Genomic DNA, 16,491 nt, shown 5'->3' with positions numbered 1-16,491 from the left:
TGGCGGCCATGGCGATCCAAGCTGGATGCCATGGCCAGGAAATTCCCCATCCACCCCGCCCATCCCGAGCGCACCTGCTGGGGTTGCGACCGCTACTGCGCCCGCGACGAGCTGGCCTGCGGCAACGGATCGGACCGCACACAGCACCCGGTGGAGATCTTTGGCGACGACTGGATGGAGTGGGGCCTGCCGCCCGAGCCGGCGGCAGACAACGCAGCCAGCCTGAAGGACGCGGCGCGCTGAAGTCGCCCACCCCACTTCAAGCGACCGCGGCCACCTCGGCGGCGAGCGCGTCCACCAGCCACTGCGCCTCGGCCACGGCCGGCCGGTGAAGCGGCAGCAGCGCATGGACCTGGAAGGGAATGGAAAACGCCAGCGGCCGCACCACCAGCTGCGGCCCGGCGCAGACTCGCGCCGTCAGCGGATTGACGATGGCCACGCCCAGGCCATGCTGGACCATGGCGCAGACCGCCACGGCGCTGTGGGTCTCCAGGTGCAGCTGGCGCTGCACGCCGGCCTGCTCGAACACGGCATCGATCTGCTGGCGATAGGGGTCGTCTCGCGCCAGGCTGATGAAGCCCTCCCCCGCAAAGTCGCCCGCCTCCAGCACCGGGCGGGCCGCCAGCGCATGCCCTGCGGGCAGCACGGCCACCTCGTCCATGGCGGGCAGCGCAAGGGCACGCGTGCCCGGAGGCGCCTCGGCCAGCTCGGCCAGACCCAGGTCGTAGCGCTGGGCGGCCATCCACTCCTGCAGCAGCGGCGCCTCCTGCGTGGCCACGCTGACGGCCACTGGGCCGTGCTCCGCATGCAGCCGCGCCAGCGCTGCGGGCAGCAGCGCATGGCTGAGCGCGGGCAGGCACAGCACGTTGATGCGCGCCTGGTGCGGACGCCCCAGGGCCAGCGCATGCTCCACCACCCGGTCCAGCCCCTGCCAGCTGCGCTGCACTTCGGCCCACAGCGAGAGGGCGCGTGCCGTGGGCCGCAGCCGGCCCTGGGCACGCTCGAACAGCGCATAGCCCAGCAGGCTTTCCAGGCGCGCCAGTTCGCGGCTGACGGTGGGCTGGGAGCTGAACAGCATCTGCGCCGCCGCCGTGGCGCTGCCACTGAGCATGAGCGCGCGAAACACCTCCAGGTGGCGGTGGGAGATGCGGGGTTCGGGGGACGTGTGCGGCAGCTCGGGGTCTTGCATGGCCAAAGCATATCCAAATCAAATAGACACCATAAGAACAAGCATTGGACTGAATGCCCTCCATCCGCCATCATGCGCGGCAGTTCCCCTGAAAGAGACACCATGTCCAATCCCTTCTCGCCCGCCCAGCTCTGGGCCCTGGCCGACCAGCACGGCACGCCGCTGTGGGTCTATGACGCCGCCACCATCCGCGCGCGCATCGCCCAGCTCAAGGCCTTCGACACCATCCGCTTTGCGCAGAAGGCCTGCTCCAACATCCACATCCTGCGGCTGATGCGCGAGCAGGGCGTGAAGGTGGACGCCGTCTCGCGCGGCGAAATCCTGCGCGCGCTGGCCGCCGGCTACGCGGCCGGCCATGGCGACGACCTGCACAGCGACATCGTGTTCACCGCCGACGTGATGGACGAGGCCACGCTGGCCTGCGTGGCCGAGCACAAGGTGCCCGTGAACGCCGGCTCCATCGACATGCTGCACCAGCTGGCCCAGGCCTCGCCCGGCCATCCCGTGTGGCTGCGCATCAACCCCGGCTTCGGCCACGGCCACAGCAACAAGACCAACACGGGCGGCGAGCACAGCAAGCACGGCATCTGGCACAGCGACCTGCTGGCGGCGCTGCAGGCCATCCGCGACGGCGGCCTGAAGCTGGCAGGCCTGCACATGCACATCGGCTCGGGCGTGGACTACGGCCACCTGCAGCAGGTCTGCGGCGCCATGGTCGAGCTGGTGCGCGCCACCCGCCAGGCAGGCCATGACCTGCAGGCCATCTCGGCCGGCGGCGGCCTGTCCATTCCCTACCGCGATGGCGACGCCACCATCGACACCGCCCACTACCACGGCCTGTGGGATGCGGCACGCAAGGACGCCGAGGCCATCGTGGGCCACGCGCTGGGCCTGGAGATCGAGCCGGGCCGCTTCCTGGTGGCCGAGTCGGGCGTGCTGCTGGGCCAGGTACGCGCCACCAAGAACGCGGGCAGCAACCATTTCGTGCTGGTCGATACGGGCTTCAACGAACTGATGCGCCCTTCCATGTACGGCAGCTGGCACGGCATGGAAGTGCTGCGCCGCGACGGCCAGGCCATGCCCCTGCGCGATGCCGTGGTCGCCGGCCCGCTGTGCGAATCGGGCGACGTGTTCACCCAGGGCGACGGCGGCGTGGTGCTGCCGCGCGCGCTGGCAGGCGCCTCGGTGGGCGACCTGCTGGTCATCCATGACACGGGCGCCTATGGCAGCTCCATGTCCAGCAACTACAACACGCGCCCGCTGGCCGCCGAAGTGCTGGTCGATGGCGACAGCGCCCGCCTCATCCGCCGCCGCCAGACGGTGGAGGAACTGCTGGGTCTGGAGCTGGGCCTGTAACTAGGCATGTAGCGCGCCAGGCGCCAGGATTTCTGACGCAAAAAAGCCCCGGGGCCTTCCAGCTCCGGGGCTTTTTCATCGCCGGGCCGCCCCAAGATGAAAAGCGGCCCCCTCGGGGGGCAGTGGACCTTGCGCAGCAAGGGGAGCGTGTGGGCCATTTTTCATGGACACCGAAGAATCACTCGCCGCGCGGATCGCGCGCCATCAGGTGCTGCACGGCCTCGGCGGCCTGCAGCCGGCCGTCCAGCAGCTCGACCACGGTTTCGGTGATGGGCATCTCCACATTCAACAGCCGCGCGCGCGCCAGCACGGTGCGTGCGCTGTACACGCCCTCGGCCACATGGCCCAGCGAGGCCACGGCCTGCTCCAGCGTGCGGCCCTGGGCCAGCAGCAGGCCCACCTTGCGATTGCGCGACAGGTCGCCCGTGGCCGTCAGCACCAGATCGCCCAGGCCGGACAGGCCCATGAAGGTCTCCACCCGCGCGCCCAGGGCCAGGCCCAGTCGCGTCATCTCGGCCAGGCCGCGCGTGATCAGCGCGGCGCGGGCGTTCAGGCCCAGCTGCAGGCCGTCGCACAGGCCGGTGGCAATGGCCAGCACGTTCTTCACGGCGCCGCCCACTTCCACGCCCACGATGTCGGCGTTGGCGTAGACGCGCATGGCATCGCCATGGAAGGCCGCGACCAGGGCGTCATTGACCTCGGCATGCCGGCTGGCCGCCACCAGGGCCGTGGGCTGGTGGCGCGCCACCTCGGCCGCAAAGCTGGGGCCGCTGAGCACGCCGCACAGCAGATCGGGCGCCACCTGGGCGCAGACCTCGTGCGCCATCAGTCCATGGGCGGCGGCCGACGCGCCTGCGGGCACGGCCTCGAAGCCCTTGCACAGCCACACCACGGGCGCCCGCACATTGCGCAGGCGGCCCAGCCATTCGCGCAAGGCCGCCATGGGCGTGCCGATCACGATCAGGTCTGCCGCAGCCAGATGGCCGTCGATCTCGCCATGCACCACCTGCAGCGCGGCAGGCAGCGCCACGCCCGGCAGGTAGCGCGCGTTCTCGCCGCTGTCCCGCATGGCCTGCGCCTGGGCAGCGTCGCGCGCCCACAGCGTCACGACACGTCCGTCATCGCGCGAGGCCGCGCTCATTGCCAGCGCCGTGCCCCAGGCGCCTGCACCAATCACCACAATGTTCATATCTGCCCGACGTTGAAGAAGCGACGTTGATGAAAAAAAGAGGCCCTCGGGCCTCTTTTCTTGTACCACAGCGATGCGACGCGCCTGGGCGCAAGTCTCATCGGCCGGGATGGGACCGGCTTACTGCGGCAGCGAGTTGCCGTCCGCCTGGGCGGCTGCCTGCTGCTGCTCGTACATGGCCTGGAAGTTGATCTCGGCCAGGTGCACGGGCGGGAAGCCGGCGCGTGTGACCACGTCGGCCACGTTGCCGCGCAGGTAGGGATAGATGATCTGGGGGCAGGCAATGCCGATCACGCCACCCATCTGGTCTTCGGGCACGTTGCGGATCTCGAAGATGCCGGCCTGCTTGGCCTCGACCAGGAACACGGTCTTGTCCTGGATCTTGGTCTGCACGGTGGCCGTCACGGCCACTTCGTAGATGCCTTCGGCCACGGGAGTCGCCTCGACGCCGAGCTGGATGTCCACGCTGGGCTGCTCCTGCTCCAGCAGGATGGCGGGCGAATTGGGCTGCTCCAGCGACAGGTCCTTGAGGTAGACGCGCTGGATCTGGAAGACGGGAGTGTCCTGTTCGGCCATGGAATCAGTCTTTCTGGGCAAAAAACCCTGGCACGGCGGCCAGGGCATCAAAAAAATCACCAACAAAATGCCCGCTGCCAATAGGTTGCGCAGCGGGCACCTGGGCCTGCATTATGCAGTGCCCGTGTTTCAGCTTTGCAGCATGGGCACCAGGCCACCGTCGGCGTCCAGCGCCATCAGGTCGTCGCAGCCGCCCACATGGTGGTCGCCGATGAAGATCTGGGGCACCGTACGGCGGCCCGTGCTCTGCATCATCACGTCACGCGCGGCAGGGTCGGTATCGATGCGGATCTCTTCGATCTGCTCCACGCCCTTGGACTTGAGGATCTGCTTGGCCCGGATGCAATAGGGGCAGACAGCGGTGGTGTACATCTTCACGGCTTGCATATGCGACTTTCTTCGAGTGGGCGGCTTGCCGGCTGCAGGCGCCGGGGACGCGGCGCAGCGGCTTCCATCGTGATCAACTGGAGGCGCTTCAGGCCTTTTCAACCGGCATGCCGGCATCACGCCAGGCCTTCAGGCCACCGGCCAGGGCCTGGGCCTTTTCGTAGCCCAGCTTCTTCGCAATGCCTTCGGCACGCGAGGCGCGGTTGCCCTTGGTGCAGATCAGCACCAGCGGCAGGGCCTTGTTCTTCACGGTGGCAGGCAGCTTTTCCTCGAACTGGCCCAGCGGCACATTCTTGGCGCCATTGGCATGGGCGGCCGCGTACTCCTCGGGCTCGGAGACATCGATGACCACGGCCTTTTGGCGGTTGATCAGTTGCACGGCCTGCGCCGCCGTCAGCGAGCCGCCGCCTGCGCCGCGCACCAGGGGCAGCAGCAGCATCACGCCGGAAGCCAGCGCGATCAGGATCAAATACCAGTTATCGATGATGAATTTCACGTCATTCCTTGGGTTGGCAAACCTGTCAATTCTAGAATGCTGGCTTTTGCCCCCGCGACAGCCCAGCTTTGTCGCATCGAGAGACTTAGAAAGCCGCCATGTACAAGCTCGTGCTGATCCGCCACGGTGAATCCACCTGGAACCTCGAAAACCGCTTCACCGGCTGGACCGATGTGGACCTGACCGCCACCGGCGTCGAACAGGCCAAGAACGCCGGCCGCCTGCTCAAGGCCGAAGGCTACGACTTCGACCTGGCCTTCACCAGCGTGCTCAAGCGCGCCACGCGCACGCTGTGGCACACGCTGGACGAAATGGACCGCACCTGGCTGCCCGTGCAGCACAGCTGGCGCCTGAACGAGCGCCACTACGGCGGCCTGCAGGGCCTGAACAAGGCCGACATGGCCAAGCAGTACGGCGACGCCCAGGTGCTGGTCTGGCGCCGCAGCTACGACACTCCCCCGCCGGCCCTGGAGCCCCAGGACCCGCGCAGCGAGCGCAGCGACGTGCGCTACGCCCAGCTGGACCCCAGCCAGGTGCCGCTGACCGAATGCCTGAAGGACACGGTCGCGCGCGTGCTGCCGTTCTGGAACGAGTCCATCGCGCCCGCCATCCTGTCCGGCAAGCGCGTCGTGGTTGCCGCGCATGGCAACTCCATCCGCGCGCTGATCAAGTACCTGGACGGCATCTCGGATGACGCCATCGTCGGCGTCAACGTGCCCAACGGCATTCCGCTGGTCTACGAGCTGGATGCCAATCTCAAGCCCATTCGCCACTACTACCTGGGCGATGCCGAGGCTGCCGCCAAGGCGGCTGCCGCCGTGGCCGCACAGGGCAAGGCTTGAGCCTGACCCGCCTGAGGTGAGCGCCTGCTACGGAAATTGCGCTTGCTGCGCCGTTTTTAGGGAACCACGCGGGCGATTGCCTTTCCAAGCGGGTGTATATTGACGCGGTTAAAGGGGTGATATGGGCCAGAAAATCAAAATTGCCGGCTGGGTTTCCGTAGGCGTAATCGCCGGAGCACTGACCACGGTTTCCTTGCAGACCGTGGCCCGCGGTGCCATGACCCCGCTGCCGCTGGAGGAAATCCAGCAGCTGTCCGCCGTCTTCGGCCTGATCAAGACCGACTATGTCGAGTCGGTCGATGACAAGAAGCTGATCACCGATGCCATCTCCGGCATGGTGTCCAGCCTCGATCCGCACTCGCAGTACTTCGACAAGAAGTCCTACAAGGAATTCCGCGAGGGCACCTCGGGCCGCTTCGTCGGCGTGGGCATCGAGATCACGCAGGAAGACGGCCTGATCAAGGTCGTCTCGCCCATCGAAGGCTCCCCCGCCTTCCGCGCGGGCCTCAAGACCGGCGACCTGATCACCAAGATCGACGACACGGCCGTCAAGGGCCTGTCGCTCAACGACGCCGTCAAGCGCATGCGCGGCGAGCCCAACACCAAGGTGCAGCTGACCATCCTGCGCAAGGATGAAAGCCGCAGCTTCCCCGTGACCATCACGCGCGAGGAAATCAAGACGCAATCCGTCAAGGGCAAGGTCATCGAGCCCGGCTACGGCTGGATCCGTCTGAGCCAGTTCCAGGAACGCACGGTGGACGACTTCGTGCGCAAGGTCGAAGAGCTGTACAAGCAGGAACCCAACATGAAGGGCCTGGTTCTGGACCTGCGCAACGACCCGGGCGGCCTGCTGGACGCGGCCGTCGCCATCTCGGCAGCCTTCCTGCCGCCCGATGTGACCGTGGTGTCCACCAACGGCCAGCTGGCCGAGAGCAAGGAAACCTACAAGGCCTCTCCCAGCTTCTATGCCCGCCGCGGCATGGGAGACCCGCTGCAGCGCCTGCCCGCCTCGCTCAAGAAGCTGCCGCTGGTGGTTCTGGTCAACGAAGGCTCGGCCTCGGCCAGCGAAATCGTGGCCGGCGCCCTGCAGGACCACAAGCGTGCGGTCATCATGGGCAGCCAGACCTTCGGCAAGGGCTCGGTGCAGACCGTTCGCCCGCTGGGTCCCGACACGGGCCTGAAGCTGACCACGGCCCGCTACTACACGCCCAGCGGCAAATCCATCCAGGCCAAGGGCATCGTTCCTGACGTGATGGTGGACGAGACCCCTGAAGGCGATCTGTTCGCTGCCCTGCGCATGCGCGAGGCCGACCTGGAAAAGCACCTGTCCAGCGGACAGGGCGCCGAAGTCAAGGACGAAGTACGCGAGAAGGCCCGCGAGGAAGCCCGCAAGCGCCTGGAGGAAGAGGCCAAGAAGCCCCTGGCCGAGCGTCGCCTGCCCGAGTTCGGCACCGAAAAGGACTTCCAGCTGCAGCAGGCGCTCAACCGCCTCAAGGGCCAGCCCGTCATGGTCAGCAAGACCCTGACCGAGCGCGAGCCCGAAAAGAAGGAAAACTGAAGAGCTCGGACCGGGTCCGCGCTCCCACCAAGCCGGGCCCGCGCCCGGCTTTTTCACGTCTGGAGACGCGAATGAACGACGATCAACTGCTGCGCTACTCGCGCCACATCCTGCTGGACGAGATCGGCATCGAAGGCCAGGAGCGCATCCTGGCAGCGCATGTGCTCATCATCGGCGCAGGCGGCCTGGGCGCGCCTGCCTCGCTGTACCTGGGCTCGGCCGGCATCGGCCGCATCACCCTGGTGGACGACGATGCCGTGGACATGACCAACCTGCAGCGCCAGATTGCCCACACCACCGATCGCGTGGGCCAGCCCAAGGTGCAATCCATACGCACGGCCGTGCATGCCATCAACCCCGGCATCCGCATCGATTGCCGCCAGCAGCGCGCAGACGATGCCCTGCTCGACGAGCTCGTGCCCCAAGCCACGGTGGTGCTGGACTGCACGGACAACTACCGCACGCGCCACATGATCAACGCGGCCTGCGTGCGGCACAAGGTGCCCCTGGTGGCGGGGGCGGCCATCCGCCTGGACGGCCAGCTCATGGTGATGGACCCACGCGACGAGAACTGCGCCTGCTATGCCTGCGTATTCCCGCCGGAGGCGCAGTTCGAGGAAGTGCAGTGCTCGACCATGGGCGTCTTCGCCCCCGTGGTCGGCGTCATGGGCACGCTGCAGGCGGCCGAAGCCCTCAAGCTGATCGCGGGTTTTGGCACGCCTGCAACAAACCGCCTGACCATGTTCGACAGCCGCAGCCTCGATTGGAGTAGCATGCAAACCACCCGTGTGCCGGACTGTCCCGTTTGCGGCAACAAGGCGTAGGAATCGACTGACTTCCAGGCCGATCCCCCACTGGCACAATCGCCCGCTGTCGCGCAGGACAATGAAGGCCGGGTTCCGCCGGACTCCGATTGCCATCCGCGTCCCTATTGGATACAGCCGTGAAATTGCGCACCTATCTTGTTGAAGACAACCCTACGATCCGCGAGAACCTGATCGCCACGCTCGAGGAACTCGCCGATGTCGAGGCCGTGGGCATCGCCGAGACGGAAAGCGCGGGGACGGACTGGCTTCAGCAGAACCCCGACGCATGGGATCTGGCCATCGTCGATCTGTTCCTGCGCCAGGGCAGCGGCCTGGGTGTGCTCACCGCCTGCCGCGAGCGCCAGCCGCACCAGAAGATCGTGGTGCTCAGCAACTACGCCACCCCTGACATCCGCAGCCGCTGCGCCCAGCTCGGCGTGGATGCGGTCTTCGACAAGTCCAATGAGATCGATGCACTCATGGACTATTGCATGAATATCGACGCCGCATCGCTCAATCAACTCAAAACAGCCTGAACCCAAAACACGGCATTTTTACTCTCCATCAAAGAAAAAGGCTGCACGACTTGATAATCGTGCAGCCCGTATTTTCTATTGACTGGGAATCAGTCGATCAGCCGGTTTTTCAGCGCGTAATACGTGAGATCGCTGTTGGATGACAATCCCATTTTCTCCATAAGCCGCGTGCGATAGGTACTGACCGTCTTCACGCTCAGCGAGAGCGATTTCGCAATATCACCTGCCGTTTCGCCGCGCGCGAGTTTGAGGAAGACCTGGAACTCACGCTCGGACAGCTGTTCATGCGCTGGCGCGTCATCCTTGCGGTTGAGCTGCTGGGCCAGCAGGTCGGCCACGGCCGGCGTCAGGTAGCGGCGGCCCAGGGCCACGGTGCGGATCGCTTCGGCAATCTCCTGGGGATCGCATTCCTTGTTCAGGTAGCCGCTGGCGCCCTGGCGGATCAGGTTGATCGCGTAGTGCTCCTCGGGATATCCGCTCAGGATCAGGATGCCCATGTCAGGGGCCTTGGCCCGCAGCATGGCCAGCGCATCGATGCCGCTTTGCCCGGGCATGGACAGGTCCATCAGCAGCACGTCGATCTCGTGGGCTCGGACCAGGTCGATGGCCTCACGGCCATTGGCGGCCTCACCGACTACACGCAGGTCCACATGTTCCGAGAGAAACTGACGCAGACCCGAGCGCACAATTGCATGGTCGTCCACAATGCCGATTCTGATCATGAATACCTCTTTTTCGGGGGACCAGCAGGAACGCCGGTCGTGCAAACAATATATGGTAACGGCCGGGGCAGGAACTGCTCCGGCTGCCGATAACACGAATTATGCAGAATATCGGCGAAGATCTTGTAGGTGAGAGGATGCTTATGCGTTGGATAAATTTCCGAAGAATTGCGATCAGCCTGGCATTTGCCATCGTTGCGGCCGTGCTGCTTGTCAGCATTAACGAGGCCAGCTACAAGCGCTCGACCAAGGCGCTGGAGGCCATGACCCAGACCCAGGCGACCCGCTCGGAAATCAGCCAACTGCTGCGGTTGATGCTCGATGCAGAGACCGGCCTGCGCGGCTACCTGCTCACGGGGGAGGAGCGCTACCTGGAGCCCTACAGCAAGGCGATCACGGCCATCAACTACAACATGGACGAGTTGCGCCAGATCTTCATCTACGACCCCCAGGAACTGGCCATCTTCACGCCGCTGGCCCGCCAGGTCGAGCGCAAGATGAGCGAGATGGAGTTGAGCCTGCGCCTGTACCGCCAGGGCAACGAGGAAGCCTGGCGCTTCGTCATGTTCACGGACGTGGGCATGGAGAACATGGATGCCATCCGGGACTACACAGGCAAGCTGCTGTCAGGCATAGACGAGCGCTCGGCCAAGAACCTGCAGGATATCGAGCACACGCTGTCGCTGTCGCGCATAGGCATTGCCACGGTGACCGCGCTGGGCGTGCTGGGCTTTTTCATGTACCTGCGCCAGGCCCACGCGCTGCAGCAGGCCCATCAGCGCGAGCAGGAAATCCAGCGTGACGAGCGCAACCGCCTTGAAGCCCTGGTGCGCGAACGCACGGCCACGCTGACGGAGCTGGCCAACCACTTGCAGCAGGTGCGCGAGGATGAGCGCGGCCACCTGGCGCGCGAGCTGCACGATGAACTGGGCTCGCTGCTGACGGCGGCCAAGCTCGATGTGGCCCGGCTCAAATCCAAGATCGACCTCAGCGCCCCCGACGTGGGAGAGCGCGTCAGCCATCTGGTGGAGACGCTCAACAGCGGCATTGCCCTCAAGCGCCGCATCATCGAGGACCTGCGTCCTTCGTCCCTGTCCAACCTGGGCCTGACCACGGCGCTGGAAATCCTGGCACGCGAATTCGGCGAACGCAGCGGCATCGAGGTCACAGCGAACCTGGAGCAGGTGGAGCTGCCGGAGTCGACCCAGCTCACGGTCTACCGCATCGTGCAGGAGTCGCTGACCAATATCGGCAAATACGCCAAGGCCAGCCACGTACTGGTCTCCGTGCACAACTACCCGACCTATGTGACAGTGCAGATCCAGGACGATGGCGAGGGCTTCGAGACCTCGGCCATGCGCCCCAACTCCCACGGGCTGGCCGGCATGCGCCATCGCGTGGAGGCGGCAGGCGGGCGGCTGACCGTCTCCTCCGAACTGGGCAAGGGCACGGCCATCTCCGCCGTCATTCCGCTGAGCCCGGCATCCGCCTGACCACGACGCATCGCCTGCACGCACAACCCCTGCCCGGCACCGCCCTGGCAGGGGTTTTTCTTGATGGGCACTGCGGGCCGGCGCTTTTCCTACACCCACCCCCTGCCTAACCCTGACGCCATGCCACGCCGGGCACCGTCAATCCGGCCTCGGGCGGCTCGGTACAGTCAATCGCATGGGAACAGCACTCGGCTCCTGACAGCCAGATGCCGTTTCTTGGCAACGAACAACCAAGGAGTTCTACATGCTGCACTACGCCATCGTGTTTTTCGTGATCGCTCTCGTCGCCGCCATCTTCGGCTTTGGCGGAATTGCGGCAGGTGCTGTAGGCATCGCCAAGATCCTGTTCTATATTTTCGTGATCATGGCTGTAGTCACCTTTGTGATGAGCCTGATCAAGAAGTAGCGGCGGCGCCGCCTTCAGCCACCTGCCAGCCCAAGCCCGCCTCCGGCGGGCAGCCAGCCCGGCAGCCCGACCGCCTTTCCCATTCATGCAAGTTTTGAGGAGATAGAACCAATGAGCCAAGCCGAGAAAGCCGTGAACAAAGCCGCCGATACCGCCAAGGACGTTGCCCAGGACGTAGCAGACACTGCCAAGGAAGCCGTCAACACCACGCGCCGCACTGCAGCAAATGCTCTGGACAAGGCCGAGGAAGGCGTGAAGTCCATCGAGCGTGAACTGAATCCCGTCATCGACGACCTCGCGGCACGTGCCCAGGAACTGGCCACGCGCGGAATCAACTTCTGCGCCGACAGCTCCGACCGCGCCCGCCGCCAGCTGCAATCTGCCACGGAAGCCACCACGCGCTACGTCATCGAGCAGCCTGGCCGCTCCATGCTGCTGGCAGCAGCCACGGGCGCAGCCCTGGCCACCGCGTTCTTCATGAGTTCCCGCTCGCGCAAGTGAGCTGCAGCCCAGCCCCCGAGTTCCCTCGACTACCGTTTCCCTCCATTTCTTGTCCAAGAAAGAACTGACCATGCAAAAGTACACCCGTGCCATCGCTTTCGCTCTCGTCGCCGGCGCCACCGTGCTCGGCACCACCGCCTGCTCCGTGGCCCGCGACCAGCAGACCGTGGGTTCGTATGTGGATGACGCCGGCATCACCACTGCCGTGAAGGCCAAGATGGCAGAGGACAAGAGCGTCTCGGCCACCTCCATCAGCGTCGAGACCCTGAACGGCACGGTGCAACTGTCGGGCTTTGCCAAGTCGGAGTCGGAAAAGGCCCGCGCTGCCGAGATCGCACGCACCACCAAGAACGTGCGCGAAGTGCGCAACAGCATCGTGGTTCGCCCCTGATGCAGGCCCCCATGGGGCCATCGAAAGGCCGGTGTCATCCGGCCTTTTTTCATTGCAGGGCCACCCCGGTGAAAACCACCCTTGGGGGAATCTGACCTTGCAGCGCCAGGGCGACATGGGAATCATTTTTCATGACGCCAGGGCATACGGCGTAAAGTGACCGACATGCGAGTTTTCAACTGCGATGCCTGCGGCCACCCGGTTTTCTTCGACAGCGTTCAATGCGTGCACTGCGGCGCCACCCTGGCCTTCCTGCCAGAGCGACTGCATGTGGCTTGCCTGCGACCGGTTTCCGGCGCGCGGGACAGCGCGCTGTGGGAGAGCCTGTCCTCCCTGGGCGCAGGCAAGCCGCCAGGCCGCCTCTACAAGATGTGCAGCCACCGGGGACCTGTGGGCCAGTGCAACTTCGCCCTGCCCGCCGACGACCCCCACGCGCTGTGCGAATCCTGCCGCCAGACACGCTGGCTGCCCGATCTGTCAGACCCGGCCAATGCCTTGCGCTGGACCAAGATCGAGGCGGCCAAGCGCCAGCTGTTCTATACGCTGGCCCGCCTGGGCCTGGGCCCCAGGCCTGGAGAGGACGGGCCGCGCTTCGAACTGCTGGCCGACCTGCCCGGGCAGGCGCCGGTGATGACCGGCCATGCCAACGGCACCATCACGCTGAACGTGGTGGAGGCCGACGATGCCGAGCGTGCCCGGCGCCGCCAGGCGCTGCATGAGCCCTACCGGACGCTGGTGGGCCATCTGCGCCATGAGTCCGGCCACTTCTTCTGGGACAGGCTGGTGGTGGGCGCGGGCCGTATCGAGGAATTCCGCCGCCTGTTCGGCGACGAGCGCCAGGACTATGCCCAGGCCCTGCAGAACTACTACGCACGCAGCCCGCTGGATGGGCAGTGGCGCGACAACTTCGTCAGCGCCTATGCCACCTCCCACCCGTGGGAAGACTGGGCCGAAAGCTGGGCCCACTACCTGCACATGGTGGATCTGCTGGAGACTGCGGCCAGCTATGGCACCTGCATCACCTTGCCAGGAGGCGCAGGCACGGCGGCGGGCATGGGAACGCCGGCCGCGCTGTGCGTGCAGGACCCGTTCGCGGTCCCTGCCCGGCCGGACTTCGGCACCATGCTGGACCAGTGGGTGCCGCTGACGCTGCTGACCAACAGCCTCAACCGCAGCCTGGGCCACGGGGATGCCTATCCGTTCGCTCTTTCAATGGGCGCGCGGCGCAAGCTGGAATTCGTGCATGCGGCCGTGAATGCAAGTGCCGCCACGCAGAGCGCCTGATATCGTGAACTCGTCATGGGGGCGGGCCAAGGCGCCTGGCCGGCCTCCCTCTCTCAAGGAGCGCGATTGGCCTGCACCTTCTCAAGCAGTCGCGTGCGCACGTTGGGCGAGACGAACTTGTCGATCTCGCCATCCAGCGTGGCGATCTCGCGCACGAAGGTGCTGCTGATGAACTGGTAGCGGTCGCTGGGCGTGAGGAAGACGGTCTCCACCTCGGGCATCAGCGTGCGGTTCATGCCGGCAAGCTGAAACTCGTAGTCGAAGTCGGTGACCGCGCGCAGGCCGCGCACCATGGCCTTGCCGCCGCGCTCGACCACGAAGTCGCGCAGCAGGCCATGAAAGCTCTCGACCTGGACATGGGGATAGATGGACACGGCCTCGCGCACCATCTCCATGCGTTCCTCGAGATTGAACATGGTCTTCTTGTGGTGGCCGGCCGCCACGGCCACGATGACGTGGCTGAACAGCTGGGTCGCACGGCGCACCACGTCTTCGTGGCCCAGCGTGATCGGATCGAAGGTTCCGGGGTAGACGGCAATCACGTCGTGGCTCATGGCGTTCACTTTCCTTGGCTGCGCGTGCCCTGGTCCGGCACGGATGGCGCATTATGCATTGCACTGCAGCATGGCCCGTCGGCTGCGCGACAGCCGCATTCCTGCGCTGGAACACGGCTGCGGCGCCAGACTACTCGTCCTGCGCGGCCTTGCGCAGCAGATGGGCGTGGACGGCACCCGCCTTGAGATGGCGGAACAGCTGCAGGCCGCCAGCCTCGGCCAGTTGCTCCTCGGTCCAGGCCTGGGGCGCCTCCAGATAGACATAGCCCTGGGCGGAGACGGCCAGCGCAGCGGCCTTCAGCGCAGGCTCGAACAGCTCGGCATGGTCGAACGGCGGATCGATCAGCACCAGGTCCAGCGTGCCCGGCGCCACCTGGCGCAGGCAGCCGATGCCATCGCCGCGCAGCACGCGCACGGACTGGGCGTCCAGGCGCTCGCGCAGGCGCTGCAGCTGCAGCACCAGGGCGGCGTCCTGCTCGTTCATCAGCACGCTGGTCGCGCCGCGCGATGCGGCCTCGAAGCCCAGCGCACCCGTGCCCGCGAAGGCGTCCAGGCAGTGCCAGCCCGTCAGGTCCTGGCCCAGCCAGTTGAACAGGGTCTCGCGCACGCGGTCCGGCGTGGGGCGCAGGCCCGGGCGCTGCGCCACGGGCAGACGCGTGCGGCGCCACTGGCCGCCGATGATGCGGACCTCGCCCGCACCCGAGGGTGCCGGCTTGCCCGCCTTTGCCTTTGCGGCCGGCGCTGCGGCAGGCGCCTTGGGCGACGCGGCCTCGGCCGTGGCCTTTTCCAGCCAGCGCTTGCCGGCAGGGGTATGCAGTTTGATGCTGTTGCGGCTCATTGCTTGCCTCCCACGACGACGGTCACCATGCGATCGGGCTGCAGCATGCGCTGCATGGCCTCGCGCACATCACGCACGGTCAGCGCCTGCACGCGCTCGGTCCAGTGCTCCAGATAGTCCAGCGGCAGGCCGTTCCAGGCGATGTTGGCCACATTGCCCAGCAGCTTGCGGTTGCTGTCTATGCGCAGCGCAAAGCCGCCGATCAGATTGTCCTTGGCGGCCTTGAGCTCCTTCTCGGTCGGGCCGTCGGCGACAAAGCGGCGCAGCGTGTCCTGCGACACCTTCAAGGCCTCGGCCGCCTGGTCGGGACGTGTCTGCAGGGCGATCGTGAAGGCACCCGCGTCCAGGCCCGGCGAGAAGTCGCTGTAGACGCTGTAGCTCAGGCCGCGCTTTTCGCGCACTTCCTCGGTCAGCCGCGAGGTGAAGCCTCCGCCGCCCAGGATGTGGTTGCCCACGAGCACGGCCATGAAGTCCGGGCTGTTGCGTGCAATGCCGGGCTGGGCGATCAGCACCTGCGCCTGGGCCGAGGCGAAGGGGATGTTCTCGTTGACCGGCGCCTTGAGCGCCTGCACCTTGGGCACGTCGGGCAGCGGAGCGCAGGCGCCCGCATCCTGGCCCTGCGCCGCCTGCAGCGGAGCCAGCAGTTGCTGCACCAGCTGGTCGGCCTGCTCGCGGCTGACGGCGCCGACGATGCTGACCTTGGCACGGCAGGCGGCGATCAGCCGGCGGTGTAAGGACTGCATGTCCGACAGGTCGATGCGCGACAGGCTCTCGGCCGTGGCACGCGCACCGTAGGGGTGGGTGCCGAACACGCCCTGGCTCAGGGCCTTGCCGGCCACCGTTACGGGGCGCGTGTCCGATTCCTTGATGGCCGCAGTCCAGCGCTCGCGCTCGCGCAGCCACACATCCTGCGGCCAGCTGGGGCTGGCGATCTGGCGCGCGGCCAGGGCCACGGCGCGCTGCAGCAGCGCGGGCTCGGTCAGGGAGCGCAGCCCATAGCTGAAGCTGTCGCGGCCCGCCTGGGCGCCAAAGCTGGCCCCCAGATCGGCCCAGGCCTGGCCCAGGCCGTTTTCATCGAGAGCAGGCGCGCTGCCCTGGGCCGTGACGCCCTTGGACGCCATCAGCGCCACGGCGCTGGCCAGGCCGACCTGATTGGCGGGATCGCGCCGGCTGCCGGCGTCGAAATCCATCTGCACATCGACCATGGGAATGCCCGGGCTGTCCACCAGCCAGACCTGCGCCCCGCTGGGCTGGGTCCAGTGCTGGATGGGCAGCAAGGCCCATGCGGACGTGGCGCCAAAGCCCAGGCCCACGCTTGCCAGCACGGAGCTGGCCACCATCTTTTTCATGTTCTTCATCTTCACTCC

Annotated in this window: 20 protein-coding genes; 11 read left to right on the top strand and 9 right to left on the bottom strand. The window is 66.3% G+C overall.

Annotation, left to right across the window (positions count from 1 at the left end; translation table 11 throughout):
* The first annotated feature begins 30 nt into the window (after positions 1-30).
* Positions 31-243, top strand: a complete 213-nt coding sequence (locus DTS01S_RS17465) for a DUF3079 domain-containing protein (RefSeq protein ID WP_016454156.1) — start codon at positions 31-33, stop codon at positions 241-243.
* A gap of 16 nt (positions 244-259) precedes the next feature.
* Here the strand turns inward: DTS01S_RS17465 and DTS01S_RS17460 are convergent, their stop codons facing one another.
* The gene (locus tag DTS01S_RS17460) at positions 260-1,189 is read right to left on the bottom strand and encodes a LysR family transcriptional regulator (RefSeq protein WP_061288238.1); all 930 of its coding nucleotides are present in this window, start codon (positions 1,187-1,189) and stop codon (positions 260-262) included.
* A 102-nt stretch (positions 1,190-1,291) separates the two neighbouring features.
* Here DTS01S_RS17460 and lysA point away from each other — a divergent pair, with 102 nt between their 5' ends.
* Complete coding sequence (gene lysA / locus DTS01S_RS17455; protein ID WP_061288232.1) at positions 1,292-2,545, top strand: diaminopimelate decarboxylase; 1,254 nt, start codon at positions 1,292-1,294, stop codon at positions 2,543-2,545.
* A gap of 178 nt (positions 2,546-2,723) precedes the next feature.
* Here the strand turns inward: lysA and DTS01S_RS17450 are convergent, their stop codons facing one another.
* The 4 genes from DTS01S_RS17450 to DTS01S_RS17435 all read right to left on the bottom strand — a co-directional run bounded on the left by DTS01S_RS17450 (position 2,724) and on the right by DTS01S_RS17435 (position 5,193).
* Positions 2,724-3,734, bottom strand: coding sequence for an NAD(P)H-dependent glycerol-3-phosphate dehydrogenase (locus DTS01S_RS17450; protein ID WP_017404234.1), 1,011 nt, complete (start codon positions 3,732-3,734; stop codon positions 2,724-2,726).
* Positions 3,735-3,854: 120 nt separating this feature from the next.
* Positions 3,855-4,310: a protein-export chaperone SecB gene (secB, locus tag DTS01S_RS17445; protein ID WP_013803924.1), complete on the bottom strand. Its 456-nt coding sequence runs from the start codon at positions 4,308-4,310 to the stop codon at positions 3,855-3,857.
* 129 nt (positions 4,311-4,439) lie between these two features.
* Positions 4,440-4,697 carry a glutaredoxin 3 gene (gene grxC, locus DTS01S_RS17440; RefSeq protein WP_016449064.1) on the bottom strand — a complete coding sequence of 86 codons (258 nt, stop codon included), beginning with the start codon at positions 4,695-4,697 and terminating at the stop codon, positions 4,440-4,442.
* An 88-nt stretch (positions 4,698-4,785) separates the two neighbouring features.
* Positions 4,786-5,193, bottom strand: a complete 408-nt coding sequence (locus tag DTS01S_RS17435; RefSeq protein WP_016449065.1) for a rhodanese-like domain-containing protein — start codon at positions 5,191-5,193, stop codon at positions 4,786-4,788.
* Between the two features lie 98 nt (positions 5,194-5,291).
* Here DTS01S_RS17435 and gpmA point away from each other — a divergent pair, with 98 nt between their 5' ends.
* From gpmA to DTS01S_RS17415, 4 genes are all read left to right on the top strand, one after another.
* A complete protein-coding gene (gene gpmA, locus DTS01S_RS17430; protein ID WP_034366077.1) occupies positions 5,292-6,035 on the top strand; it encodes a 2,3-diphosphoglycerate-dependent phosphoglycerate mutase in 744 nt (247 codons plus the stop codon).
* 121 nt (positions 6,036-6,156) lie between these two features.
* The gene (locus DTS01S_RS17425; protein ID WP_016449067.1) at positions 6,157-7,593 is read left to right on the top strand and encodes a S41 family peptidase; all 1,437 of its coding nucleotides are present in this window, start codon (positions 6,157-6,159) and stop codon (positions 7,591-7,593) included.
* A 71-nt stretch (positions 7,594-7,664) separates the two neighbouring features.
* Positions 7,665-8,417, top strand: a complete 753-nt coding sequence (locus DTS01S_RS17420; protein ID WP_017404230.1) for a HesA/MoeB/ThiF family protein — start codon at positions 7,665-7,667, stop codon at positions 8,415-8,417.
* A gap of 119 nt (positions 8,418-8,536) precedes the next feature.
* Entirely contained in the window at positions 8,537-8,935 is a 399-nt protein-coding gene (locus DTS01S_RS17415) for a response regulator (RefSeq protein ID WP_013803928.1), read from the top strand.
* A gap of 89 nt (positions 8,936-9,024) precedes the next feature.
* Here the strand turns inward: DTS01S_RS17415 and DTS01S_RS17410 are convergent, their stop codons facing one another.
* Positions 9,025-9,657, bottom strand: a complete 633-nt coding sequence (locus tag DTS01S_RS17410; protein WP_012203736.1) for a response regulator — start codon at positions 9,655-9,657, stop codon at positions 9,025-9,027.
* Between the two features lie 143 nt (positions 9,658-9,800).
* Between DTS01S_RS17410 and DTS01S_RS17405 the strand changes: the two genes are divergently transcribed.
* The 5 genes from DTS01S_RS17405 to DTS01S_RS17390 all read left to right on the top strand — a co-directional run bounded on the left by DTS01S_RS17405 (position 9,801) and on the right by DTS01S_RS17390 (position 13,732).
* A complete protein-coding gene (locus DTS01S_RS17405; RefSeq protein WP_016449069.1) occupies positions 9,801-11,150 on the top strand; it encodes a sensor histidine kinase in 1,350 nt (449 codons plus the stop codon).
* A gap of 244 nt (positions 11,151-11,394) precedes the next feature.
* Positions 11,395-11,556: a DUF1328 domain-containing protein gene (locus DTS01S_RS29745; RefSeq protein ID WP_013803930.1), complete on the top strand. Its 162-nt coding sequence runs from the start codon at positions 11,395-11,397 to the stop codon at positions 11,554-11,556.
* Positions 11,557-11,667: 111 nt separating this feature from the next.
* Entirely contained in the window at positions 11,668-12,057 is a 390-nt protein-coding gene (locus DTS01S_RS17400) for a hypothetical protein (protein ID WP_016449070.1), read from the top strand.
* Positions 12,058-12,127: 70 nt separating this feature from the next.
* Positions 12,128-12,448, top strand: a complete 321-nt coding sequence (locus DTS01S_RS17395; RefSeq protein ID WP_012203732.1) for a BON domain-containing protein — start codon at positions 12,128-12,130, stop codon at positions 12,446-12,448.
* A gap of 165 nt (positions 12,449-12,613) precedes the next feature.
* Positions 12,614-13,732, top strand: coding sequence for a zinc-binding metallopeptidase family protein (locus DTS01S_RS17390; protein WP_016449071.1), 1,119 nt, complete (start codon positions 12,614-12,616; stop codon positions 13,730-13,732).
* Between the two features lie 53 nt (positions 13,733-13,785).
* Here the strand turns inward: DTS01S_RS17390 and coaD are convergent, their stop codons facing one another.
* From coaD to DTS01S_RS17375, 3 genes are all read right to left on the bottom strand, one after another.
* A complete protein-coding gene (gene coaD, locus DTS01S_RS17385) occupies positions 13,786-14,286 on the bottom strand; it encodes a pantetheine-phosphate adenylyltransferase (protein WP_016449072.1) in 501 nt (166 codons plus the stop codon).
* A 130-nt stretch (positions 14,287-14,416) separates the two neighbouring features.
* A complete protein-coding gene (gene rsmD / locus DTS01S_RS17380; RefSeq protein WP_043791136.1) occupies positions 14,417-15,124 on the bottom strand; it encodes a 16S rRNA (guanine(966)-N(2))-methyltransferase RsmD in 708 nt (235 codons plus the stop codon).
* Positions 15,121-16,482: a M16 family metallopeptidase gene (locus tag DTS01S_RS17375; RefSeq protein WP_061288229.1), complete on the bottom strand. Its 1,362-nt coding sequence runs from the start codon at positions 16,480-16,482 to the stop codon at positions 15,121-15,123. The genes rsmD and DTS01S_RS17375 overlap by 4 nt, the downstream gene beginning before the upstream one ends.
* Positions 16,483-16,491: the final 9 nt, after the last annotated feature.

The organism is Delftia tsuruhatensis NBRC 16741 (assembly GCF_001571325.1).
GTDB lineage: Bacteria > Pseudomonadota > Gammaproteobacteria > Burkholderiales > Burkholderiaceae_C > Comamonas > Comamonas tsuruhatensis.
The sequence above is the reverse complement of the archived record's forward strand: the minus strand, read 5'-3'. Positions and strand labels throughout refer to the sequence as shown.

Excerpts from the sequence above, each read along its gene's own strand:
- grxC (WP_016449064.1), bottom strand. The coding sequence starts at position 4,697 with ATGCAAGCCGTGAAGATGTACACCACCGCTGTCTGCCCCTATTGCATC.
- rsmD (WP_043791136.1), bottom strand. The coding sequence starts at position 15,124 with ATGAGCCGCAACAGCATCAAACTGCATACCCCTGCCGGCAAGCGCTGG.
- DTS01S_RS17420 (WP_017404230.1), top strand. The coding sequence starts at position 7,665 with ATGAACGACGATCAACTGCTGCGCTACTCGCGCCACATCCTGCTGGAC.
- DTS01S_RS17390 (WP_016449071.1), top strand. The coding sequence starts at position 12,614 with ATGCGAGTTTTCAACTGCGATGCCTGCGGCCACCCGGTTTTCTTCGAC.
- DTS01S_RS17460 (WP_061288238.1), bottom strand. The coding sequence starts at position 1,189 with ATGCAAGACCCCGAGCTGCCGCACACGTCCCCCGAACCCCGCATCTCC.
- coaD (WP_016449072.1), bottom strand. The coding sequence starts at position 14,286 with ATGAGCCACGACGTGATTGCCGTCTACCCCGGAACCTTCGATCCGATC.
- DTS01S_RS17405 (WP_016449069.1), top strand. The coding sequence starts at position 9,801 with ATGCGTTGGATAAATTTCCGAAGAATTGCGATCAGCCTGGCATTTGCC.
- DTS01S_RS17375 (WP_061288229.1), bottom strand. The coding sequence starts at position 16,482 with ATGAAGAACATGAAAAAGATGGTGGCCAGCTCCGTGCTGGCAAGCGTG.
- DTS01S_RS17395 (WP_012203732.1), top strand. The coding sequence starts at position 12,128 with ATGCAAAAGTACACCCGTGCCATCGCTTTCGCTCTCGTCGCCGGCGCC.
- DTS01S_RS17465 (WP_016454156.1), top strand. The coding sequence starts at position 31 with ATGGCCAGGAAATTCCCCATCCACCCCGCCCATCCCGAGCGCACCTGC.
- DTS01S_RS17425 (WP_016449067.1), top strand. The coding sequence starts at position 6,157 with ATGGGCCAGAAAATCAAAATTGCCGGCTGGGTTTCCGTAGGCGTAATC.
- DTS01S_RS29745 (WP_013803930.1), top strand. The coding sequence starts at position 11,395 with ATGCTGCACTACGCCATCGTGTTTTTCGTGATCGCTCTCGTCGCCGCC.
- DTS01S_RS17400 (WP_016449070.1), top strand. The coding sequence starts at position 11,668 with ATGAGCCAAGCCGAGAAAGCCGTGAACAAAGCCGCCGATACCGCCAAG.
- DTS01S_RS17450 (WP_017404234.1), bottom strand. The coding sequence starts at position 3,734 with ATGAACATTGTGGTGATTGGTGCAGGCGCCTGGGGCACGGCGCTGGCA.
- DTS01S_RS17410 (WP_012203736.1), bottom strand. The coding sequence starts at position 9,657 with ATGATCAGAATCGGCATTGTGGACGACCATGCAATTGTGCGCTCGGGT.
- lysA (WP_061288232.1), top strand. The coding sequence starts at position 1,292 with ATGTCCAATCCCTTCTCGCCCGCCCAGCTCTGGGCCCTGGCCGACCAG.
- gpmA (WP_034366077.1), top strand. The coding sequence starts at position 5,292 with ATGTACAAGCTCGTGCTGATCCGCCACGGTGAATCCACCTGGAACCTC.
- secB (WP_013803924.1), bottom strand. The coding sequence starts at position 4,310 with ATGGCCGAACAGGACACTCCCGTCTTCCAGATCCAGCGCGTCTACCTC.